This window comes from Sporichthyaceae bacterium, assembly GCA_036269075.1.
In the GTDB taxonomy this organism is placed as follows: Bacteria; Actinomycetota; Actinomycetes; order Sporichthyales; family Sporichthyaceae; genus DASQPJ01.
On record DATASX010000027.1, the window covers coordinates 1 to 20,913 of the forward strand.

The 20,913-nt window shown below is 68.7% G+C and carries 22 protein-coding genes and 1 tRNA gene; 11 read left to right on the top strand and 12 right to left on the bottom strand.

The annotated features are described in order from the left end of the window. The first annotated feature begins 64 nt into the window (after window positions 1–64). The 3 genes from VHU88_05330 to VHU88_05340 all read left to right on the top strand — a co-directional run bounded on the left by VHU88_05330 (window position 65) and on the right by VHU88_05340 (window position 5,814). Window positions 65–141: transfer RNA gene (locus VHU88_05330), tRNA-Thr, on the top strand. An 852-nt stretch (window positions 142–993) separates the two neighbouring features. Then, window positions 994–2,592, top strand: a complete 1,599-nt coding sequence (locus tag VHU88_05335; GenBank protein HEX3611089.1) for an ABC transporter substrate-binding protein — start codon at window positions 994–996, stop codon at window positions 2,590–2,592. A 381-nt stretch (window positions 2,593–2,973) separates the two neighbouring features. Next, entirely contained in the window at window positions 2,974–5,814 is a 2,841-nt protein-coding gene (locus VHU88_05340; protein ID HEX3611090.1) for a hypothetical protein, read from the top strand. 76 nt (window positions 5,815–5,890) lie between these two features. Here the strand turns inward: VHU88_05340 and VHU88_05345 are convergent, their stop codons facing one another. Then, window positions 5,891–6,577: a hypothetical protein gene (locus tag VHU88_05345; protein HEX3611091.1), complete on the bottom strand. Its 687-nt coding sequence runs from the start codon at window positions 6,575–6,577 to the stop codon at window positions 5,891–5,893. Window positions 6,578–6,856: 279 nt separating this feature from the next. Continuing rightward, window positions 6,857–7,093 (bottom strand): hypothetical protein, encoded by a 237-nt coding sequence (locus VHU88_05350; GenBank protein HEX3611092.1) that lies wholly within the window; start codon window positions 7,091–7,093, stop codon window positions 6,857–6,859. A gap of 143 nt (window positions 7,094–7,236) precedes the next feature. Between VHU88_05350 and VHU88_05355 the strand changes: the two genes are divergently transcribed. The 5 genes from VHU88_05355 (at window position 7,237) to VHU88_05375 (ending at window position 9,825) form a co-directional block, all read left to right on the top strand. Beyond that, entirely contained in the window at window positions 7,237–7,371 is a 135-nt protein-coding gene (locus tag VHU88_05355) for a hypothetical protein (protein HEX3611093.1), read from the top strand. 198 nt (window positions 7,372–7,569) lie between these two features. Continuing rightward, window positions 7,570–7,773: a hypothetical protein gene (locus tag VHU88_05360; GenBank protein ID HEX3611094.1), complete on the top strand. Its 204-nt coding sequence runs from the start codon at window positions 7,570–7,572 to the stop codon at window positions 7,771–7,773. Next, window positions 7,746–7,961, top strand: coding sequence for a hypothetical protein (locus VHU88_05365; GenBank protein HEX3611095.1), 216 nt, complete (start codon window positions 7,746–7,748; stop codon window positions 7,959–7,961). Before VHU88_05360 ends, VHU88_05365 begins: the two co-directional genes overlap by 28 nt. 11 nt (window positions 7,962–7,972) lie before the next feature. Further along, window positions 7,973–9,463 carry an ATP-binding protein gene (locus VHU88_05370; protein ID HEX3611096.1) on the top strand — a complete coding sequence of 497 codons (1,491 nt, stop codon included), beginning with the start codon at window positions 7,973–7,975 and terminating at the stop codon, window positions 9,461–9,463. Further along, the gene (locus tag VHU88_05375; GenBank protein ID HEX3611097.1) at window positions 9,463–9,825 is read left to right on the top strand and encodes a response regulator; all 363 of its coding nucleotides are present in this window, start codon (window positions 9,463–9,465) and stop codon (window positions 9,823–9,825) included. Before VHU88_05370 ends, VHU88_05375 begins: the two co-directional genes overlap by 1 nt. 81 nt (window positions 9,826–9,906) lie before the next feature. Here the strand turns inward: VHU88_05375 and VHU88_05380 are convergent, their stop codons facing one another. Together VHU88_05380 and VHU88_05385 are read right to left on the bottom strand one after the other, a co-directional pair. Further along, the gene (locus VHU88_05380) at window positions 9,907–10,185 is read right to left on the bottom strand and encodes a hypothetical protein (GenBank protein HEX3611098.1); all 279 of its coding nucleotides are present in this window, start codon (window positions 10,183–10,185) and stop codon (window positions 9,907–9,909) included. Further along, window positions 10,186–10,722: a YceI family protein gene (locus VHU88_05385; protein HEX3611099.1), complete on the bottom strand. Its 537-nt coding sequence runs from the start codon at window positions 10,720–10,722 to the stop codon at window positions 10,186–10,188. 184 nt (window positions 10,723–10,906) lie between these two features. On the opposite strand from VHU88_05385, the gene VHU88_05390 reads away from it, so the two are divergent. Next, the gene (locus VHU88_05390; protein ID HEX3611100.1) at window positions 10,907–11,638 is read left to right on the top strand and encodes an MBL fold metallo-hydrolase; all 732 of its coding nucleotides are present in this window, start codon (window positions 10,907–10,909) and stop codon (window positions 11,636–11,638) included. On the opposite strand, the gene VHU88_05395 is transcribed toward VHU88_05390, so the two are convergent. From VHU88_05395 to cynS, 5 genes are read right to left on the bottom strand one after another with little or no spacing between them, the layout of a single operon-like run. Further along, window positions 11,608–13,113, bottom strand: a complete 1,506-nt coding sequence (locus VHU88_05395; GenBank protein HEX3611101.1) for an NAD(P)/FAD-dependent oxidoreductase — start codon at window positions 13,111–13,113, stop codon at window positions 11,608–11,610. The genes VHU88_05390 and VHU88_05395 overlap by 31 nt on opposite strands. Further along, a complete protein-coding gene (locus VHU88_05400) occupies window positions 13,110–14,033 on the bottom strand; it encodes a hypothetical protein (GenBank protein ID HEX3611102.1) in 924 nt (307 codons plus the stop codon). Before VHU88_05400 ends, VHU88_05395 begins: the two co-directional genes overlap by 4 nt. Before the next feature lie 38 nt (window positions 14,034–14,071). Then, on the bottom strand, window positions 14,072–14,893 hold the full coding sequence (locus VHU88_05405) for an SDR family NAD(P)-dependent oxidoreductase (GenBank protein ID HEX3611103.1): 822 nt from the start codon (window positions 14,891–14,893) through the stop codon (window positions 14,072–14,074). Beyond that, window positions 14,890–15,522 carry a TetR/AcrR family transcriptional regulator gene (locus VHU88_05410; GenBank protein ID HEX3611104.1) on the bottom strand — a complete coding sequence of 211 codons (633 nt, stop codon included), beginning with the start codon at window positions 15,520–15,522 and terminating at the stop codon, window positions 14,890–14,892. Before VHU88_05410 ends, VHU88_05405 begins: the two co-directional genes overlap by 4 nt. 60 nt (window positions 15,523–15,582) lie before the next feature. Then, the gene (gene cynS, locus VHU88_05415) at window positions 15,583–16,035 is read right to left on the bottom strand and encodes a cyanase (GenBank protein ID HEX3611105.1); all 453 of its coding nucleotides are present in this window, start codon (window positions 16,033–16,035) and stop codon (window positions 15,583–15,585) included. A 206-nt stretch (window positions 16,036–16,241) separates the two neighbouring features. Between cynS and VHU88_05420 the strand changes: the two genes are divergently transcribed. Beyond that, on the top strand, window positions 16,242–17,087 hold the full coding sequence (locus VHU88_05420; GenBank protein HEX3611106.1) for an ABC transporter ATP-binding protein: 846 nt from the start codon (window positions 16,242–16,244) through the stop codon (window positions 17,085–17,087). 31 nt (window positions 17,088–17,118) lie between these two features. Here the strand turns inward: VHU88_05420 and VHU88_05425 are convergent, their stop codons facing one another. Continuing rightward, window positions 17,119–17,841 (bottom strand): hypothetical protein, encoded by a 723-nt coding sequence (locus VHU88_05425; GenBank protein HEX3611107.1) that lies wholly within the window; start codon window positions 17,839–17,841, stop codon window positions 17,119–17,121. 56 nt (window positions 17,842–17,897) lie between these two features. Between VHU88_05425 and VHU88_05430 the strand changes: the two genes are divergently transcribed. After that, window positions 17,898–18,428: a nitroreductase family protein gene (locus VHU88_05430; protein HEX3611108.1), complete on the top strand. Its 531-nt coding sequence runs from the start codon at window positions 17,898–17,900 to the stop codon at window positions 18,426–18,428. 144 nt (window positions 18,429–18,572) lie between these two features. On the opposite strand, the gene VHU88_05435 is transcribed toward VHU88_05430, so the two are convergent. Both VHU88_05435 and VHU88_05440 read right to left on the bottom strand, forming a co-directional pair. Then, on the bottom strand, window positions 18,573–19,868 hold the full coding sequence (locus VHU88_05435; GenBank protein ID HEX3611109.1) for an ABC transporter permease: 1,296 nt from the start codon (window positions 19,866–19,868) through the stop codon (window positions 18,573–18,575). Between the two features lies 1 nt (window position 19,869). Then, on the bottom strand, window positions 19,870–20,394 hold the full coding sequence (locus VHU88_05440) for a DUF4232 domain-containing protein (GenBank protein HEX3611110.1): 525 nt from the start codon (window positions 20,392–20,394) through the stop codon (window positions 19,870–19,872). Window positions 20,395–20,913: the final 519 nt, after the last annotated feature.

Sequence of the window (20,913 nt, forward strand, 5' to 3'; positions counted from 1 at the left end):
ACCTTCGGTCGATGTCCGGTGCCGTAGGCTGTCCGGCGGCGGGGCCGGGCGTGCCTGACCCCACGCCGCCTTAGCTCAGACGGCTAGAGCGACGCACTCGTAATGCGTAGGTCATCGGTTCGATTCCGATAGGCGGCTCCAGCGCCCCAGGTCACCGGCCTTCCGGACCTGGGGTTTGTTGTGCTGCGCCACTGACGGGCAGAGTTGAAACCGGTGGGGCGATCTCTCAGAGAGAAGTCGCCACACACGTTCCAACCCTGCCCGTGAGTGGTGATCGAGCGGAGGGGTGGCTCCCGTGATCAGGCGCGCCACACCGCCTGCGGCGCGGCAGGCGCGGACGTCGAACGATTGGGACAGCGGAACCGTCCGGCCGCCGCCAGGAACCTGAGAGGGGAAGGGCTGGGGCTGACCGTCTCGGGCGCCGCGGTGGAGGCCGCGGCGCCGCCGCCCGGTGTCTGCCTGCCGCCGTTGCCGCTACCGCGAGCGGCCAGTCCTGGTGCGGCGGCCAGAGCGACGATGCTGAACTCGGCGGTCCTGAACCTCACGGCGACCCTCTGCGTTCCGGCCGGAAGGTCCGACCTGACGGACAGTCAGGCTACGTGCAACGGCTCGGTTCCCGTTGAGTGACCCGCTCGGTCGAACGGCTGGACCTGCACGGACCGAACGGATTCGTCCGGTGTCGACGTGGTCGACCGTGTCCGCACCAGGCGGACGCCCCGGACTCCGCCCACCCCTCGGGGTCACCGATGCCGGCCCGTCCACCCTCACCCGCTCGACCGGAGACCCCGGATGGGGGCACCTTCGCCCCGTTCAGGATTCTCTTAGGTTTTTCTCAGAATCTGTGAGACCGTTCGGAAAGTTCGTACTTAAGGCATATGTCCCGCTTCTGGGATTGCCGGGCACGTCCGTTCCGGGCCCTCACGCCCCGTTCGCACCGATTGCGCCTCCCCGGCACAAGCCAGCTCGATGAAATTTGGAGTACTTGTGCGGACGATGAGCAAGAAACGACTGATCCGCCTCACCCCCGCGGTGGTGAGCGCGGCGCTGGTGCTCGCGGCGTGCGGGAGCGGCGGCGGGAACGTGGCCGAGAACCCGGCTGCTCCGGCTGCAGCGCAACCCGTCGCGCCCGTCTCGGGTACAAGCACCGCGACGGCCGCGGCTCCTGCCGCCGCCTCCGACAACAGCGGCACCAATGCGCCCGGAAAGGCAGCCTCAGTGGCGGCTCCGGCCGTCAAGGCAGCCGCGGTGACGCCTCCGGCACCCAAGGCGCTGTCCACAACCACCACGACCACGGGCGCGAAGCCCGCGGCGAAGGCCGGCGACAAGGCCGCGGCCGCGACTCCCGCCCTGGCCGGCGGCGCGCACTCGAGCGAGAGTGCCGCTCAGGACGCTGACAACGTCAGGATTGCGGCCGACAAGCAGGGCGCGACCGACGTCGGGGTCACGAAGGACTCCATCAAGATGGGAACCATCTCGATGCACGGGATGGCGCTGGGCAACGTCCTGGTCACCCCACTCGTCAACGGCATCGCGGCGAGCATGAGCGCGATCAACGACCGGGGCGGCATTCTCGGTCGGCGCATGTCTCTCATCGACTGCGACGACGGCCCCGGCGAGGTCTCCCGGACCAAGGCGTGCGTGAAGAAGCTCGCGGGCCAGGACAAGATCTTCTCGCTCATGAGCATCTCGAGTTGGGGCAGCGGTTCGATTCACGACGACCTCAAGGAGTACTCACTCCCCGCGTTCGGAACCTGGGCCTATTCCCAGACCGAGTGGCAGGACCCGTTCATGTTCCCCACGCACATGTCGATGATCCACGAGGCGATGGCCGGGGCGAACTGGGCCGTCAACGTGATCAAGCCCAAGACCTACGGGCTGATCTGCCTGACCAGTCCGGAGATGCAACTGGCGTGCAACAACGTCGCCAAGGTCATGGACGCCAGCGGCTCGAAGCTGGTCAAGCGCGCGAACGTCTCGATCTCGGAGACCTCGATGTCCGCTTACGTGCTGGCGTTCCGGGCCGCGGCGCCGGAGCACATCATTCACTACGTGATCAACCCGGCCACCATGGCCAAGTTCATGGTCGAGGCGGCCCAGCAGGGCTACTACCCGCCCAAGGGCATCTCCGGTAACCACCTGGCAGCCGAGGTGCTCGGGTCGATCTTCGGCCAGTGGCCGGTCAACCGGTACTGGACCAACACCACGTACAAGCTCTGGGGCCCGGAGTTCATCGCCACGATGACGAAGTACGCCCGCACCAACAAGGGCACCAATCACCACATTGTGCAGGCCAGCTACGTCGGGGTGAACATCTTCGCCGCGGCCGCAAAGGCAGTCGGACCCAACCTGACTCGGGCGCGCCTGATGTCGCAATGGGACAACGGCACCGTCTACTCCTCGGACGCCTCGTTGGACCAACGCTTCGCGTACACCAATGCTGAGCGCCTGAGCAACAACTGGGACCACAACCTGGGCCAGGGCCGCGAATTCATCTACAAGCTCACCTCCACCAACACCTCGGCCAACCCGGACGGTTCGCCGAACGGCTTCGCGCCGGACCCGGACCAGTTCGTGATCTACACGTGGAAGTAGGAGGCAGCAGGAAGTAGTCCTTCCTGATTGACGCTCCGTCAGATTGCGCAGGGCCCGACCGGTTGCCGGTCGGGCCCTCTGCACGTCTTCGCCGCCCGCGGATTCGACTCGGCCGAGATTCCCCGCCGGCTGCGTGATCCTCCCGCGCCGTGCGCCGTCACCGTGGCGATTCCGGCTGGTAACCCAAGCGAAATCTCGGTGTCGAACGGGCGAATCCCCGGATCGAGAGGCGCGCCCGAACCGACGCGGGCCCGTCGGGGCTGAAGGAATTTGGCTGCACTTCGGGCGTCGTGCCCGAGATCGATCATTGCGCGCGCGCTCGCTCAGGGTGGCCGCGCGTCGGGAGGGGAAAGCATGTCTTCAAGGAGAGGTCGCGGGTCGGTGGCGGCCGCGATAGCCGCTGCGGTGGCCGCCGTCGTGGCTGCTGCCGCACCGGCCTCGCCGGCGACTGACGCGAGCGCCACGGGCACCGGCGCCGACCAGTTACCGTTCAGCATCGGCACACCGCAGTTGGCCCAGATCACCAGCGGGCGCACCGCCCCGATGCAAGCGCCCTGGAACGAATTCCAGGGGGATCCCGCATTCCAGCGCTATCCGTCGACCGGTGCGGGCACGCTGTACCCGACATACACACCGGGTGGCGTGCAGACGCAGACGGCGGCCGGCGGGGGTACGGTCACCGAGCCGAACCTCGCGGTGTTCGCGGGCGCGGCCAGCGGCACGGACGGCAACTTTCCCTATCCCACCGGCACGGTGGGGACTCCCGGAACCCTCGATGGCTACTGCGGAACCGGGAACCAGGCCGCGGAGACCGCCCAGGGTAGGTACCCCGTGCGGCAGCCCGCGGACACGACGCTGCCGTTCTCGCCGGCGTACTTCCCGCACATGGTCCGCAACCCCGACGGCAGCCTGACCGGGTACTTCGACTGGCGGCCCAAGGACGCCGACGAGGCCCTGGTCGCGGCCACGTCCACCGACAACGGCCGCACCTGGACCTACCGGGGGCAGGCGCTAGAGGAGAACCCCGGTTACTGTCCCTCAGCCGACACCACCGACGACGGCCAGGGCCACGCGAACATCCTCACGATCGGTGGCAAGTCCTTCCTGTACACGCTGCCCCGCGCCGCCGGGGACTCGGTGGGCGTGGGAATGATCGTCCATCGCATCGACCCGACCCCGGAGCAGCCACTCAGCGACCTGCCCGCGGTGGAGTCGGTCGGCATCGACCCGGACGCGTTCGTGCCCGGCGGCACCAAGCCGATCAGCGTGCCGACCGGCAGCAGCGGGACGACGATCCCGCTGACCACCCTCGGCACCGCGCACTCTCCCACACAGTTGGTGGTGGGGAGTTTCGTGGACGTGACCCAGAACCCGGTACCGGCGTCGGTCCCACCGGTCGTGATCACCTGCACTGCTCTGGACGCGGGCGCGAATTCACTGACCGGATGCTCGATTCCCATGGGGCAGAGCCTGATTGTCCAAGCCGGGGACCTCATCGAACAGGTGCTGGGGTTCGCGGGGGCAGCGGTGACCGTCCCCGGCGGCCCGAACAAGACGACCGGCGACGGCGGACTTTCCAGCCTGACAGTGGACCCGGTCGTCACGATCACCTCCAGCACCACGCCAGGATTCGCCAGCCCGCTGACCGGCACCTTGTTCAACAACACGGTGCCGCTGCGGTTGTACGCAAACGGCACCGCGATCTACTGCACCCAGGCCAACGCGAACCCCACCACCAAGATCGAGGACTGCACGGCGGGCTCCGGCAACCTCCAGTACTCGCTCGCGAAGGGAGCGCCGATCATCGGCGACCCGATCGTCCCGGCCACGGCGTACGACGCACCAACCGGCAGCGGTATGACCAACGGCCTGATCGCTCCGGACGGCATCGTCGGTGTGCTGCCGAGCTACCCGGTGACCGACCGCCGCCGGGCGCCGTTCGGCGCGACCTTCGTCATGTACACGGAGAAGGAGCTGAACTACTACACAGCTGCGAACGTCCCTTCTGCCGGGGCCCTGCCCAGCAGCGGAACGTTCGACATCTCCGCGATCCCCAGCCCATACATCGCGGCGGACTTCGCCCAGTCACCGACGAAGAGCAACGGCCTCGTCGGTCCGGTACAGATCTGGATGGGGCTGACAACCGCGGGGACATCGCCCACGAGCGCCATCGTCCAGGTCAGCTGCGACTCGGTCGACGAGACCGCGACCACCAACACCTTCACCGGCTGCACGGTGCCATCGGGCTACGCGGGCGGCAGCTACGCCAAGAACGCCTGGATCGGCGCGCCGGGTGCCTCCACTGTCGACATCAACACGCTCCATGCCATCGGTGAGGGGAAGAGCTCCGATCCCGAGAAGCTCTACGGGAACAACGAGGACCTCACCCTGCTGCGGGTGGCCTGGACAACCGACGGGATCAACTTCTCCGCCGCGGGGCTGGCGAATGACGGTGTGATCAGCGGCCAGAACACCTGCGGCAAGTCCGGTCCGAGCCCCGCCTGCGCGAGCGCCGCGCGGGCCGGCGTGACCCATCCCTACGACGACATCAGCAACCCCACGACCACTGCGAACCCGACCAACAGCGGCGGGGCCGTCAACCTGAACGAGTACGCCGACAACGACGCCGGCAACGGCACCGGCCCCGCCACGGGCGGGACCGACACCGGCGGGGTGTTCGACACGACCGAGATGCGGTGGGTGGGCTCGGCAGGATCGATCATCCAGCGGGACGGGATCTACGAGCTGTTCCTGTCCGGCGCCTGGGCCGCGGACGGCGACAGTGACGCGTTCAACCACGTCTTCTACAGCACCTCGACGGACGGGCAGCACTGGTCGGTGCCAATCCCGGTGATCAGCAGCGACTACTCCTTCGCGGCCTCGGCCACCCAGGACAAGCAGTTGGCGGACGGGCAGAACGCCCCGCTCGGGATCGGCGCGTACTACTCCGGCCGGGCATACGCACCGAGTTTGGTGCCGAACCCCGACGGCACTTTGACGATGGTCTTCGGAGCCGATCGGATCCCGAAGTCCTTGGCCACGGCCGGAACGGTGCTCGGCACCGGCTCCAACCAGTACACGATCGGCCCGACCGATCCAGCGCTCTACCGAAACATCCTGGTCGCCACCCTGACGCGGAATGGACCGCCGTTCGACCGCCCCGGCGAGGGACCGGTCTTCGACACGCATCATCAGTCGTTGGCGAGCCGGCCGCGACCGTAGCTGAACCGGAAAGGACGCCGCCCGAGGCCGATCGCCTCGGGCGGTGTCCTTGTCCTGTAGCGGTCCTGACGAACCGTCAGGGGGCGCCGCCCGGTCGCCAGCCGGTGAACCAGCCGATCGCCTCGATCCAGGACGACCGTTCCGAGTCGCCTATGTCGGTGCGGTCCACGGTCATCGAGCTGACCAGGGGTTCCAAGCGGCCGGCCAGCGCGGCCAGGGTCTCGCTGATCTCGGCCGACGGGGTGGCGCCCGCGATCAGGTGTGGTCGGCAGGTCGGCCCGGACCCGCCCAGGCAGTCCGGGCAGGAGGCGGCGCGCCACGTCGGTTCGCACCACCCGACAAGCAGGCGCGTGTTCTGGCCCCGGTTCACGACCTCGCTGCCCCGTGGCCACTCCGCGCCGGTCAGCGACTGGTGCGCTGTCGCCTGCAGGTGGTCGCAGGTCAGGCACGGGCCGGACGCACGCAACTTCGGTCGCCGACCGAAGGACCGCTTGGCGGCGAGCAGTTTCGCGGCCCGGTCGGTGAAGTCGGCGTAGAGGATCGCGGTCGAGAACGCCCGCGCGGACATCATCTCGATCTCCAGCAGCGCGTAGCCCCACGCGTGCCGGTAGCAGAGTCCGCGGCCCTGCCACAGCCGCTCCCGGATCTCCACGCTCATGATCGACCCGTCCCGGAACCACCAAAGTTGCTTGATCTCCTGGGGGCTGTAGTCGAACGGGTCGGTGTCCCCCATCAGCCGGTCGAGCATCGACGGCGTCACCACGAGATCACCTGACGAACCGTCACTTTCGGGGAAGGACTCATCCCGTCCGCAACCGGAGGTGCCGACTCGACGTGACCTGGGCGTCGGGCCTGGACTGCATGGCAATCCCTTCGAACGATTTCGCCTGCCCGAGAAGCCTAAGCCGATGCGCGTGCCCCGACGAGTGCCGTTGCGGTGGGCACCGCACCCCCGGTCCGCGGGGGACGCCTACTGCGGCAACGATCGCGACCCGGGATCCGTGGTCCTCGGATCTCGGGTCGCGGGTGTCGGGAACGACCTTCAGTCGTCGTCGCCGCAGCTCTGGTACCAGACGCCGTTGTAGTAGTAGTTGGCGCAGTCGTCGTTCCACTGGCCATCGTGGAACCAACGGTGGTGGCCGTGGTGCCCCCAGTGGTGGGCCGGGGCGATCGCGGCGGTCGCGGTCGGGGCGGTGGCGGCGCCGGCCAGGGGCGCGATCGTAAGCGTGAGGCCGGCGGCGGCGAACGCGACTGCCAGGGTGCGGGTCACGATGTTCATGGTGTCCTCCGGGTGGGGGGCGCTTCGGTTCGGTGCTTCCGGGGTTTTCCCGATGGCGTAAGACTGCCGGTGCGGCCGGTCCGCGGCAGTCGCCCGGATGACTGCTGAACTGTCAGCTTGCTGACACCGCGAAGGAGATCGAGGTGCCCGACGTGTACTGCCGGAACTGCGGGGTGCGGCTGCGCCGCTTCCTGTTCGCCTGGCGGCACACCTCGCACCTCGGCCCGGTCGCCTGCCCGAACCCGGAGCCGGACCTCCCGCCCGAGCAGTCCGGCTGAACTCGGTACGGACCGAAGGGGCCAGGCGGATTCGTCCGTTCCGGTGTTGCCGCCCGCGACCCGCCGTCGGAGACTTTTGGCGCCGGCAGGGACCGGGTAGGGCCGGCCTGGTCTCAAGTCCGACGAGCAATACGCCGATGACCCGAGCGACGCGATCCAGCGCGGTGGATCGCAGTGCCGGTTCGGGGAGGCGGCGGCGTGCTGAAGCTCGTGATCATCGACGACTCGCCGGACATCCGGACGTTGGTCGGCATGCAGATCCGCACCAGTCCGGATTTCGCCGTCAGTGCTGAGGGCGGCACGGCGGCGGCGGCCGTCGAGCTGAGCCGGCGGCTGCGCCCGACGTCCTGCTGCTCGACCTCTCGCTGCCGGACATGGACGGGCTCGAGGCCCTGCCGCTGATCCTCCACGCCTCGCCGGCGACCCGGGTCGTCCTGTACTCCGGTTACGCCGCCCACGAGTTCGCCGCCCGGGCACGCGAGCTCGGCGCGGCCGGCTGTCTGGAGAAGAGCCTCGGGACCCGACCGTTCGCGCAACGCCTGGCCGACGCGCTGGCAACGGCGCCCGCAATCCCGGCACCGCGCAGTTGACTCCGACCGACGTGAACTCGCTCGCCGCCGGCACGGTCGCGGAGGCCGAGGTCGTCGCGATCCTCGACGCCGCGGCCGACGCGATGTTCCGGCTGGACGCGGCCGGTCGCGTGACCCGGTGCAACCGGTCCGCTCGGCGCATCCTCGGCCACGGCACACAGGAACTGCTCGGCCAACCGTTCCGGGCGTTGCTGCTCCCCGCAGGCCGCCCCGCGTTCGACGCCTTGATCGCCCAGGCCGGGCACGCCGGTCGGGTCGACGACTACAGCCGAATCAGCCTGCGCCGCAGCGACGGCCAGGTGGTCCCGGTCGCGCTCACCGTCACGCCGGCCGGGGGCGCCGGCTGGTGGGCGGTCGCCCGCGACCTGACCGAGCAGGCCGATGCCCAACGCACCCTGGCCGAGAGCGAGCAACGGGTCCGGCGCGGCGAGGTGCTGGCCGCGACCGGCAGCTTCGTCGTCGACGGTGCCGCCGGGGTGGTGCAGTGGTCGACCGGGATGTACCTGATCTTCGACGTCGTCCCGGGCGCGTCCCAGCTGTCGGTGCCGGCTCACCTGGACCTGGTGCACCCCGACGACCGCGCCGAGGTCCGGTCGGCGGTGCAGGACGCGTTGGCCGGCGTGCGGGCGGCTGAGCTGGACCACCGCATCGTGCGGCCCGACGGCGAGATCGGCTGGGTGTTCCTGGCGGTCGAGCCGGCCCACGACGCGGCCGGTGCGGTGCTCGGTGCCCGCGGGGTCTGTCAGGACGTCACCGCCCGCAAACAGGCCGACATCGCGGTTCGCGCGGCGCTGGAACGCGAGCGGTCCGCCAGCCACGAGCTGCGCCGACTGGACCGGGCCAAGGAGGAGTTCCTGGCCACCGTCTCCCACGAACTGCGGACCCCGCTGACGGCGATCCTCGGCTTCGCCTCGCTGCTGCGCGGAACCGCCGCCGAGCACGACCAACTGCTCGAACCGATCGAGCGCAACGCCTCCGACATGGCGCAGATGGTCGAGCGGCTGCTGGACTACTCGCGGCTGGAGGCCGGCGGGGTGACCATCGAGCCCCGCTCGATCGACCTCGGCGAGCTGATCGCCGGCTCGGTGCGGCAGCTGTCGGCGAGCCTCGGCGGCCGCCCGGTCGATGTCGTAATTCCCGCCGGGCAGCAGGTCTGGGCCGACCCGGAGGCCCTGGAACGGATCCTGGTCAACCTGGTCGGCAACGCCGCGAAGTACTCGGAGCGACCTGCGGCGATCACCGTCGCGGCGCAGCCGGGCGGACAGGGAATCATCATCTCCGTCGCCGACGAAGGTCCGGGGATCGACGAGGAGCACCAGATGCGAATCTTCGAACGCTTCTTCCGCATCCCCGGCGCGACGCGGGCCAAACGTGGCACCGGCGTCGGGCTGGCCATTGTCCGGCAGTACGTCGAACTGCACGGCGGCATGGTCTGGGTCGACAGCGAACCGGGCAAGGGATCGACGTTCCGCTTCGACCTGGCGATCGGGGGAGGACAGTGATGAGGCAGGTACTCGTGGTCGACGACGCGGCCGACACGCGCCTGCTCGCGCGGCTGCTGCTGGAGCGCGCCGGGTACGCCGTCGCAGAGGCCGAGACGGCCGAGGACGCGCTGGCGGTGATGGCCGAGGACCGGCCCGACGTCGTGCTGCTCGACCTGCAACTGCCCGGGATGGACGGGTGGAGGATGCTGGACGTGCTGCGCGACCGGGACTGGCTGGACCGCACGCGGGTGGTGCTGTTCTCGGCCCACGTCGACCCGCGGGAGTTCAAGCGGGCCGAACGCGAGGGTGCGCGTTCCTACCTGGTGAAGCCGTTCACCGCGCGCCAACTGCTGGACTGCATCGGGGAGGCCTGCACATGATCCGGGGCGTCGTGCGCTGGGTGGCGCTGGTCGGCATCTCCTACGTCGCGGTGCAGAACCTGCCCGACGTCGCCCGGTACCTCAGGATGCGGGAGATGGATCTTTCGTCGGAGTGACCAGGGTGCGCACCCGCGCGATCAGGTCCGGAACCGACGGCGGCCGCGAGTCGCCGTTGTCGAGCAGTCGGGTGCCGAGCTCGCAGAAGGCGAACCCGGTGTGGTTGCGCAGGGCCCGCACGAGGTCGGCGACCTCCTCGGAGTCGCGCACCGCCTTCAACGCGGCGACGACCTCGTCGTGGCTCTGACTGCCGGCCTTGGAGGCGGTCGCCCAACCGGCGAAGAACGCCAGGATGATGCCCACTCAGATGTCCTTCTCAGCCGTCGCCGCCCGCACGGCGGTGATTCGGAACTGGACGCTGACGTCAGGATAGATCTTGAGCATCAGCATGCTGGGTAGCCGAATTGCGAAGTCGCGGATGTCGACCACGTGTTGGCCCCGCGCCACGACCGTGTTCGCGTCCGGCATCGTCAGGCTCAACGTGCCCGACAGGCGCCGGGTGCTGCCATGGATGGTCACGTCGCCCTCGGCGCCGAACCGACCGCTGCCCAGCGGCTGGGAACTGACCATCTCGACGGTGATCCACGGGTAGCGCCGCTGCTCGAGGCGGTCGCGCAACTCCGAGTCGTACAACGTGTTGCCCGAAGCCAACGAAGCCACCGGGATCCGCATGCTCGCCGACAAGGCGGCGGTCTCGTCGAGGTCGTTCGTGTCGATGCTCAGCGCGGCGGTGCCCTCCACGCTGAGCGTCCCGAACACGATCGGGCCGACATTGCTGCGGGTCTCGATCAGAACCGCCGATTCCTGCGGAACCAGCGCGAACGACTCGTAATCGCTCATGTTCTTCGCGGTCCCGGGTTCACCCGCGACAGCCCTGGCGGCTCCCGCCACGGAGCGGCGCGATCATGCGGCCAACCTACTCCGGTCGACCGGAGCGTGCGCACTTTCGCTGGCGCCGCGTGCCCTCGCTGTGGTCGACTCGGCGGCAGTCGAGACCGCGCCCGCACCCCCATGGAGGAGCAACGTGTCAGCCCCCGAGACCGCCGTCGACGAGATCGCCGACGGGATTTTCCGACTCTCCACATTCGTCCCGGACATCGGCCCGACCGGTTTCACGTTCAACCAGTTCGTGGTCCGCGCCGAGCAACCGTTGCTGTTCCACACCGGGCCGCGCGGGATGTTCCCGCTGGTGCATGGCGCGCTGGCGACGCTGATCGACCCGGCGACTTTGCGGTGGATCACCTTCGGTCATCTCGAGGCGGACGAGTGCGGCGGGATGAATCTGTTCCTGGGCGCGGCCCCGCAGGCGCAGGTCGCGCACGGGGTGATGGGCTGCATGGTGTCGATGAACGACCTGTGCGACCGGCCGCCGCGACCGCTGACCGACGGCGAGGTCATCGACCTCGGCGGCAAGCGCGTGCGGCACATCGACACCCCGCACGTCCCGCACGGCTGGGACGCCCGGGTGCTCTACGAGGAGACGACCGGCACACTGCTGTGCGGCGACCTGTTCAGCAGCGTCGGCAACGGTCCGGCGCTGTCCACCGCGGACCCGGTCGGCCCGGCCGAGGTGGCCGAGGACATGTTCCGCGCGACCAGCCTCACCCCGAGCACCGCCCCGACGATCCGCCGACTGGCCGAGCTGAACCCGACCACGCTGGCGATCATGCACGGCTCGTCGTTCACCGGCGACTGCGCGGCGGCGTTGAACGGGTTGGCCGACTCCTACGCCGAGCGGCTCGTCGCCGCCGGCTGAAGCATGGCGATCATCCGGTAGTCGTCGGGTCGGAACCACGCCAGGCTGCGGGCGTACTGGGTCGCGAAGCCGGGGAACATGGTGGCGTTGAAGCCGTCGTCGGTCAGGTACCAACTTCGGCAGCCGGAGTTCCAGGTCGTGCGGGCCAGGCGTTGCTGGATGCGCTCGTTCCAGCGCGCCTCCACCTCGGGCGCCACGTCGAGCGAGTGCAGGTCCGCGGTGCGCAAATGGGAGATTGCTGCGACCGTGTAGTCGATCTGGGACTCCATGTAGACCAGCGCCGAGTTGTGGCCGGGGCCCGAGTTCGGACCGAACGTCAGGAACAGGTTCGGGTAACCCGAGACGGCCACGCTGCGGTAGGCGTAGGCCCCCCGCTGCCAGTCGTCGGTGAGTTGCCGGCCCGCCCGGCCGGTCACCGGGAACGACGTGCCGGTCTTGGCGACGTCGAAACCGGTGGCGAACACGATCGCGTCGACGTGGTGCTCGATGCCGTCGGCGGTCCGGATCCCGGCCTCGGAGATCGTGGCGATCGGCCAGGTGATCAGCTTGCAGTTGTCCTGCTGCAAGGCCCGGTAGTAGTCGTTGGAGATCAGCATGCGCTTGCAGCCGATCCGGTGACGGGGCGTCAGTTGCCTTCGCAGCCAGGGATCCTTGACCTGCACCCGGCGGTGCAGGTCGGCGGCGCGTTCGACCAACGATGTGGCCGGGGAGGCCCAGACCACGCCCAACGCGATCGACTCGTGCGCCAGGAACACCGCCTTGCGGGCCACGCTCTGAGCGAGCGGAACCTTGGCGAACAAGGATTTCCCGACCCCTGGGGTGTCGAACTGCAGGCGGGGCAGCACCCAACCCGGGGTGCGCTGGAAGACCTTGACCGCAGCCGCGGTCGCCACCAGCTCGGGGATGATCTGCACGGCACTGGACCCGGTGCCGATCACCGCGACCCGCTTGCCGGTCAGGTCGATCCCGTGGTCCCACCTGGCGCTGTGGATCTTCTCGCCGGTGAAGGTCTCGATACCGCGGATGGCCGGCAGGCTCGCGTTCGACAGCGGCCCCGGCGCCATCACCGCGGTGCGGGCGCGGAACTGTTCGCCGGCGGCGGTGCGGGCCGTCCACGTGCCGGACCGCTCGGTCCAGGCCAGGTCGACCACATCGGCGTCGAAGCGGATGAACGGGCGCAGGCCGAACTCGTCGACCAGATGATGCAGATAGCGCAGGATCTCCGGGCCGGCCGAGTAGAACTGCGACCACTGCGGGTTCGGCGCGAACGAGTACGAGTACAGCACCGAGGGGATGTCGCAGGCCGCGCCCGGATAGGTGTTGTCGCGCCAGGTCCCGCCGACCTCGCTGCCGCGCTCGAGGATCACGACGTCCTCGATGCCGGCCGCCCGCAAGCGGATCGCGGTGCCGAGGCCGGCGAACCCGGCCCCGACGATCAGCGTGGTGAGCGGCTGCGGATTACGTCGCGGGCTCATGCGGCCGGCTGGTGGGTGAGTTCGGAGATCCAGGTGGGCAGCGCGCCGAGCAGTCGTTTCGGCACGCGTCCGGACACAGCGACCAAGGGGTTGCCGACGACCCGATGGAACGGGTGGCTGCGATTGGCGACCATCTCACCGTGGTACTTCAGCACCTGGTAGGCCGGGTTGCGGCCGGTGGTCGGGCTGCGGTCCCCGGTCCGGCCGAATCGCCCGATGGCGTCGTACAACCGCTCCTCCTGCAGCCCCATCGCGATGACGTTGTCGCGCATCCGGGACAGCAGCGGGGTGTAGTACAGCAGGCCGATCAGGGTGCGCGGGGTGAGCAGCGTGCCCACGCCGTTGATGAGCAATCGGTACATCGGGCCGGCGCCGAGCATCTCCAGCACGTGGAAGTCGACGGCCAGGTGGCGGGACTCGTCGTTGTTGATGCGCGCGAACACCTCCGCGCACAGCGGGTCCTCCACCTGCTCGAGCAGGAACTTCAGCAGCGCCCCGTCGAGGGCCACCTCGAGCATCGGGATGATCGTGCCCAGCGTGGTCATCGGGGTGTCGTCGGCGTGCTTGTCCAGCCAGTCGATGACCAGGCGGATGTTGACGTTCGGCTCCGGAATCTCACCCTCGGCGAGCATGTCCCAGCGCTTCATCAGCGCGACTTCGGCATTGGCGTGCCGTTGCTCCTCGGCATGGAAGTAGGTGTAGATCTCGCGCAGGGTGTCGGTGGGCGCCTTGGTGGCCAATGCCGCGAAGGCCCGGCCGCCGACCTGCTCGATCCAGACCAGATCGGCCATGAACGCCTTGAGCTTCGGGCGTTGCTCGTCGGTGATCTTCTCGGCGCCGGGGGCGTCCCAGTCGAAGTCGGCCAGGGCCCACTGTCGGTCCTTGATCTTGACGAGAACGTCGTCGAGGTCGAGCGCCATTGCGGTTCTCCTCGCGGGACGAAGGAAGTTACGGTCCCTCAGATGTGCTGAGCGACCTTGTCGGCCAGCCGGAAGCCGAGCCCGAGGGCGCGGGTGTAGGGCGCGGGCAGGTGTCGCTTGGCGTGCCAGAGCACCTTGGCGTGCAGTTGCGGTAGGGCGTGCAGGCGGCCACGGTCGTGGGTGTCGAGAGCGTGCCGGGCGACGGCCTGGGCGCTCATCCCGGTCCTGGCGATCAGGCGCTCGGCCAGGTCCGTCGCCGGGCCCGAGATCCGGCCGTCGCGGACCACGTTGGTCTTGACGAACGTCGAGCAGACCACGGTGACCGCGACACCGCTGCCGGACAACTCGGCGGCCAGCGTCTCGGACAGGGCGAGCACACCGGCCTTGCTCACGTTGTAGGCCGACATCTGCGGGAATGCCGCGAAGCTCGCCGACGAGGCGACGTTGATGATCCCGCCGCGGCCGAGTTCGCGCAGCCCCGGGGTGAACACGTGGCAGCCGTGGATCACGCCCCAGAGGTTGACCCCGAGCACCCACGACCAGTCCTCGATCGGCAGTTCGCCCACGTCGAGCCCACCGGAACCGACGCCGGCGTTGTTCACGACCAGGTCGGTCGGCCCGCCGAACCACGCCTCGGCGGTCTTGGCCAGCGCCTCGACCTCCTCGAGGCTCGCGACGTCGCACTGCACGGCGCGGGCGGCCGGGCCGATGAGCTCGGCGGTCTCACCGGCTCGCACCGGGTCGATGTCCGCGCACACGACGTGACCCCCGCGGCGGGCCAGCTCCACCGCGAAGGCCTGCCCGATGCCACTGCCGGCACCGGTGACCACGGCCCGGGTGCGCTCGGTCCGGCGGCTCATGCGCTACCTCCGCGCAGCAGCGGCGCCAGCGACCGGTTGGCGAACTCGCGCACCGCGTCCGGGTCTTCGAGGTCGACCACGGACTGCGGGGTGAGCAGGAACGAGATCACCAGCCGCACCACCAGCTCGGCGGCCACGGCCGGCTCGCTGCTGCCCCGGTCGTCGCCGGGGTAGTCCTTGGCCAACCGGCCGACCAGGAAGTCGCGGGCCGCGGCGATCACCGGGCCACCCTCGATCGTGAAGTACTGCAGCACCGATTCCGGCTCGCTCTCCAGCAGCCGGTTCAGCAGGACGTGCGACCGGATCGCGTCCACGGTGAAGGCGAAACCCTCGGTGACCCTTTCCTCGGGCGTTGCCAGCTGGTCCAGGCGCCCGTCGAGGGAGTCGAGGAACTTGCGCACCTCGCGCAGGATCACCGCCTCGACGAGGTTCTGCTTGCCCGGGAAGCGGCGGTAGAGCGTGACCCGAGCCAGCCCGGAGCGCTTGGTGATCTGCTCGACGGTGGAGCGCGCCACCCCGAACAACTCGAACTGGCGCAGCGCCGCGTCGACGATCCGGTCGGTGGTGCTGTCCTCGCCCCCGGCATCGGTGCGTTCGCCGAGTGCCCGCGAGAGCAATGAAACAATCATACTGAAGATGTACCATCGGTTCCGGTGACGCGCAACCGACTCGCGGCTGTCGGGTACGAGCTACTCCGATGACACCCACTCGTACGGCAAGAACTTCCCGTCGAAGGTGATGACCACCCGGGCGACGCCGTCGAGTTCCTTGCGTTGGACGTCCAGGCTGAAATTGATCGCGCTCATGATTCCGTCACCGAACTGCTCGTGGATCAACTCTTTGATCGTCGGGCCGTAGACCTTCAACGCCTCGTGCATCCGGTAAATCGTCGGGTCGGACGGGACCTCGCCGGAGCCACCGCGCATGGGCACGGCCGCCAGCACCGGTACGAACGCCGGGTCCAGGCCCAGCTCATCGACCACGGCACGGGCCGACTCGATCGGCAGTGGATGCTGTCCGAGCAACGCTGCGGTCGACCAGACCACCGGCCTGCCGACCAACTTCGCCAGCGCCTCCCAACTGATCCCGCGGGCCAGTCGGGCCATGACTACGGCCTCGGTAACTTCTTCGCGCGTGGTCATCTTCGCCTCCGTTGGGCTGGAATTTCGCGCACCGTAACGCCGGGTGAGCAGGCCCCGCCAGAGCGCTAACAAACCTGTAACACAGCAAAGTGCGGGCTGAGATCATGCCGTGAAAATGTTTCCCTCCGACGGCGGTGCGTAGCATGTGGGATCAGGGGAATTCCCGCCTTCTTCCCCGGCCCGCCCGAGCCCGCGAGGAGCCACCCATGAGTGCACCGAAGGACCGTTCGGTCCCGGCTGCCCGGCGCCCCGCGATCCAGCTCGAGGCGATCCGCAAGACCTACGGCGAGGGCGACACCGCGGTGCACGCGATCGCCCACGTCGACCTGACCGTGAACCGCGGCGAGTACATCGCGATCATGGGCGCCTCCGGCTCGGGCAAGTCGACGCTGATGAACATCGTCGGCTGCCTCGACGCGCCGACCGCGGGGCGGTACCTGCTCGACGGCACCGACGTGCGCAAGCTCGACGAGCACCAGCTCTCGGTGGTCCGGAACAAGAAGATCGGCTTCATCTTCCAGAGCTTCAACCTGATCCCGCGGACCTCGGCGCTGTCCAACGTGGAGCTGCCGCTGATCTACGCCGGGATCAGCGGCCGCGAGCGGCGCGAGCGCGCCATGGCGGCGCTGGAGAAAGTGGGCCTGACCGACCGCCGCAGCCACATGCCCTCGGAGCTGTCCGGCGGTCAGCAGCAGCGCGTCGCGGTCGCCCGGGCGATCGTCACCGATCCGGTCCTGCTGCTCGCCGACGAGCCCACCGGTGCGCTGGATTCCAAGTCGACGGCCGATGTGCTCGACCTGTTCCAGTCGCTCGCCTCGTCCGGTCGCACGATCATGGTCATCACCCACGAGGACGAGGTCGGCAGCCGGGCCGGGCGCCTGGTCGTCATGCGCGACGGCCTGATCCTGTCCGACGCCGTGAACCGCTCGCCCGATCAGGCGCACCTGATGGTCGCCGGGGCCGCGCACCTGGCGCCCGGCGGCGGTTCGCACGGCGTGGGCGCGCCGGTCCAGCAGACGCGCGCCGCCTACGAGCCCGGCGCCAGCTTCTGACGGTCCGTCAGTCGGTGGAGCGGCTTACCCCTCAGAGTCCGCCACCGAACGCGATGTGCTCCGGGGCCACGATCGGGTTGCCCACGTCCAACTGAACCTCGACGTGGTAGCCGATCGGGATGTTGCGCGGGTCGCCGACGTACCACTTGCCGTTGTAGAACGCGGTGACGGTGCCGTGGAACGGCCCGACCTGCTCCGGGCCCAGCGGCTGACCCCACACGGCGAAGAAGTCGCCGAGGGTGAACTGACGCTGGATCGGCGACTCGATGTGGATGATGCCGTCCGGCGTGTGGGTGTGCAGCCAGGCGAAGCAGCTGCCGTTGTTGATGAAGAACATCCCGTTGGGCTTCTGGTCGATGCCCAGCGGTGGCGCGATCCCGATCGCGGCCGGGATCTGCCGGGCCGCGCCGTTGACGAACACGGTCAGCCGGGTGTGCACGTGGAACGCCATCTGTTCCTTGGTCAGGCACTTGATCCCGTGGACATCCGTGTTCTCTTGCAGGTAGCCGGGCGGTGCGACCTGCTGGGCGACCGGGATCGGGTTCTGCTCAGGCCCGTCGAGGCCAGGTGAGCCGGGGGAGACCATGCCGGCCGGGTTGGTGCTCAGGTCTCCGGCCGGGACGACCGGGATCGCGGACGGGTTGGCGGTCGCCGTCGCGACGAGCATCCGCTCGCTGGCGGGTGCCTCGCAGCCGGCCAGCGCCAGGGCCGCCGCTGCCGCCAGAGCCAGGCCGAAGCTTCGTCGGGTCGTCACCGGGCCCAGGATAGGCGCTGCGGTGGACAATCCGACGGAACGGGAGGCGGGCCGCGGTGCAGTTCGACGAACTGATGGCGCGCCGCCGGATGGTCCGTGGCTACCGCCCCGACCCGGTTCCGGGCGAGGTCGTGAGCCGGATCGTCGGGGTTGTCCGGCGCGCCCCGAGTGCGGGCAATTGCCGGCCGCACCGGCTCGCGGTGGTCACCGACCCGGACGACCGGAGACGCCTGGCCGACCTTGCCGAGGGCTACTACCTGGAACGGGGGCTGCCGCCGTGGATCTCGCAGGCGCCCGTGCAGATCGTGCTCGGGGTGCGCGAGGAGGCCTATCACGATCGGTATCGGCAGCCGGAGAAGCTGGACGCCCGCGGTGCGGAGATCGAGTGGCCGGTGCCGTTCTGGTGGTTCGACTCCGGGGCGTTGCTGATGCTGCTGCAACTGGCCGCGATCGACGAGGGCCTGGTCACCGGCTTCTACAGCCCGGCCGCCGCGGCGGACCTGGCCGCGATCGCCGCCATCGCCGGTTTCGAGGCCGGGACCGCGGTCAGCGGCGTGGTGACCATCGGCTACCCCGCCGACACCTGACCTGGCCCCTGCCGCTCGTGCGCCGGCTGCCCGTGCCGTAACTGTCGTCGACCGTTACGGCAGCGTGTCAGGCGTTATTTCGGCCGACACGCTGCCATTAGCGCTGACACGCTGCCGTAAACGTCGACGACAGCAACGAAGCGGTCACTCATATCGCAGTGCGTCGATGGGCCGCAGGCTCGCGGCGCGGGCGGCCGGGTAGAAGCCGAAGAACAGGCCGGTGAACAGCGAGACGCCGAAGGCGAGGTAGATCGAGTACGGCGCGATCACCGGTTGCACCCCGGCGATCGTGAACCGGGAGGCGACGAAGCCGAACGCGATCCCGAGCATCCCGCCGAGCATCGACAGGATCACGGCCTCGGTCAGGAACTGCCGGATGATGTCCCGGCGGTCGCCGCCGATCGCCTTACGGATGCCGATTTCTCGGGTCCGCTCGGTCACTGACACCAGCATGATGTTCATGACCCCGATGCCGCCGACCAGCAGCGAGATGCCGGCCACCGCGGCGAGCAGGATCGTCAGCGTGTGGCTCGACGACGAAGATGCGGACAGGATCGAGGAGGCGTTGAAGACGACCACCTGGGTGTTGAGGGCCGAGACGTGGTGTGTCTCATCGAGGATCGTCTGCACCTCGTTCTGCGCCTCAGCGGTCGTGGTCGGCGATGTCGCCTCTACGGCGATGCCGCTCAACTCGCCCGCGCTGCCGGGGTTGTAGCCGGACAACGCGTCCTGCGTGGCCGTGATCGGGGCGATCACCTTGTCGTCGAGGTCCTGCTGGCCGGAGTAGCCCTTCGAGCCGAGGATCCCGACGACCGTGAACGGCTGGCGGTTGAACCGCACCTGCTGACCGACCAGCTGCGACGGGTCGCCGGACACCAGGTCCGAAGCGACGCTGACACCGACGACGGCGACGTGCGCGTGGGCGGCGTTCTGCGCGTCGCTGAAGAATGTGCCTGCGGTGACGGTGTCGTTGTCGATCTGCTCGTAGTTGGCCGTCGCTCCGACCCACGATGACACCGTGTGCGACGAGTTGCTCAGGGTCGCGGCCACATTGCGCACGCTCACCAACGGTGACACGCCAGCGACGTCCGGTGCGGAGTTCTGGTTCTGCAGCGCGCTGACGTCGCTGTAGCTCAGAGTCGCGCCCTGGGTGTGGGTGCCATTGTCGGACTTCACCTTGATGCCGAGCACCCGGCGCAGCTGCGACTGGAAGGAACTGCCGTGCCCGCCGTTGCCGGTCGGCATCGGGATCACGTTCAGCGTGCTGGAACCCAGCCGGGCGATCGACGCGGCGACTGCCTGGTTCGAGCCGGTGCCGACCGCGACCAGCGTGATGACCGAGGCGACACCGATCACAATGCCGAGCATGGTCAGCAGCGACCGCAACTTGTTCGCGATGATGCCGCGCCAGGCGAAGCGGGTGCTTTCCCGCAGCCTCATGTCACCCGCCCTGGGTCAGGGACACCGCGCTGATCGACAGGATCTGCTTGTTGGAGCACGTCTTTCCGGCGTCGGCGACGAACGACGAGGCGGTGCTGCCGGGCGGGTAGACCCGGAAACCGGCGACGTTCGCCACCGTGCAGTTGGCGTAGTTCAGGTACTGGACGACGCGCAGCGTCGCGTAGCCGGTCTTGCCGGCCGCGAGCACGACGTCGTGGATCGCCCCGGTCTTGGTGGCCGCCGGGCCGACCTGGGTGCCGGCCGAGTTGACGTAGGAGACGCCGGGGTGGCCGTCGAGGTAGCAGCTGTGGCCGGAGATGTTGTGGAACTCCAGCTGCCGGTACGTGCTGCCGGCCGCGCCCTCACCGGAGCCGAAGTTGATGCGCAGATCGAGGCCCTGACGACACCGGGGGGTTGATGCGGCCGATGCCGCGCCGGGTAGGAGCACCCCGATTCCCGCGGCGGCCAGTGCGCAGGCGCTCACCACGGCGACCTTGCGGATCGACACCGAACCGAAGATCTTCATCGGACACTCCTTCGTCGGAACTGATTGGCGCACCGTGCTGTGCCTTCGTTACTAAGTGCGACTGAAAGTAACCAAACATGAAGGACTGAAGGCTCTAGCTCTGGCTACTTTCAGTCGCATTAGTACAGGTGCGCAAACCTTGCCCGGACAGACCACTCGGCGTATTCCTAGTTCATTCACAGCACCTTCGTAGGGTATGGTCCGCGCTCCCCCTGCGGGGTCCCAACTGCTTGTCAAGAAGCAATCTGATTGTCAATCAGAACAAGCCCGGACGAACACTCACAGGTTCGTACAAGCTGGACACAAGCCGCTTCCCATGCGCGGGGAGAAAGTTCGGTCCTGTCAGGAAAGTGAGCAAAGAGGCTCATACCCGGAAGGACTGAATCGCCCCGGGTTTGTTAGAGGCTAGTTCGATATCATCTCCACTATTCTACTTGATTCGGGATTCGCATAATAGAGTGCTTCGAATTCGGCCGGTGGGACGTTTCCGATCGAGCTGTGGAGGCGGCGGTGGTTGTA

Coding starts and splice junctions, on each gene's coding strand:
- VHU88_05335 (HEX3611089.1), top strand. CDS start 994: ATGAGCAAGAAACGACTGATCCGCCTCACCCCCGCGGTGGTGAGCGCG.
- VHU88_05350 (HEX3611092.1), bottom strand. CDS start 7,093: ATGAACATCGTGACCCGCACCCTGGCAGTCGCGTTCGCCGCCGCCGGC.
- VHU88_05365 (HEX3611095.1), top strand. CDS start 7,746: ATGGACGGGCTCGAGGCCCTGCCGCTGATCCTCCACGCCTCGCCGGCG.
- VHU88_05375 (HEX3611097.1), top strand. CDS start 9,463: ATGAGGCAGGTACTCGTGGTCGACGACGCGGCCGACACGCGCCTGCTC.
- VHU88_05385 (HEX3611099.1), bottom strand. CDS start 10,722: ATGAGCGATTACGAGTCGTTCGCGCTGGTTCCGCAGGAATCGGCGGTT.
- VHU88_05395 (HEX3611101.1), bottom strand. CDS start 13,113: ATGAGCCCGCGACGTAATCCGCAGCCGCTCACCACGCTGATCGTCGGG.
- VHU88_05400 (HEX3611102.1), bottom strand. CDS start 14,033: ATGGCGCTCGACCTCGACGACGTTCTCGTCAAGATCAAGGACCGACAG.
- VHU88_05405 (HEX3611103.1), bottom strand. CDS start 14,893: ATGAGCCGCCGGACCGAGCGCACCCGGGCCGTGGTCACCGGTGCCGGC.
- VHU88_05410 (HEX3611104.1), bottom strand. CDS start 15,522: ATGATTGTTTCATTGCTCTCGCGGGCACTCGGCGAACGCACCGATGCC.
- cynS (HEX3611105.1), bottom strand. CDS start 16,035: ATGACCACGCGCGAAGAAGTTACCGAGGCCGTAGTCATGGCCCGACTG.
- VHU88_05420 (HEX3611106.1), top strand. CDS start 16,242: ATGAGTGCACCGAAGGACCGTTCGGTCCCGGCTGCCCGGCGCCCCGCG.
- VHU88_05435 (HEX3611109.1), bottom strand. CDS start 19,868: ATGAGGCTGCGGGAAAGCACCCGCTTCGCCTGGCGCGGCATCATCGCG.
- VHU88_05440 (HEX3611110.1), bottom strand. CDS start 20,394: ATGAAGATCTTCGGTTCGGTGTCGATCCGCAAGGTCGCCGTGGTGAGC.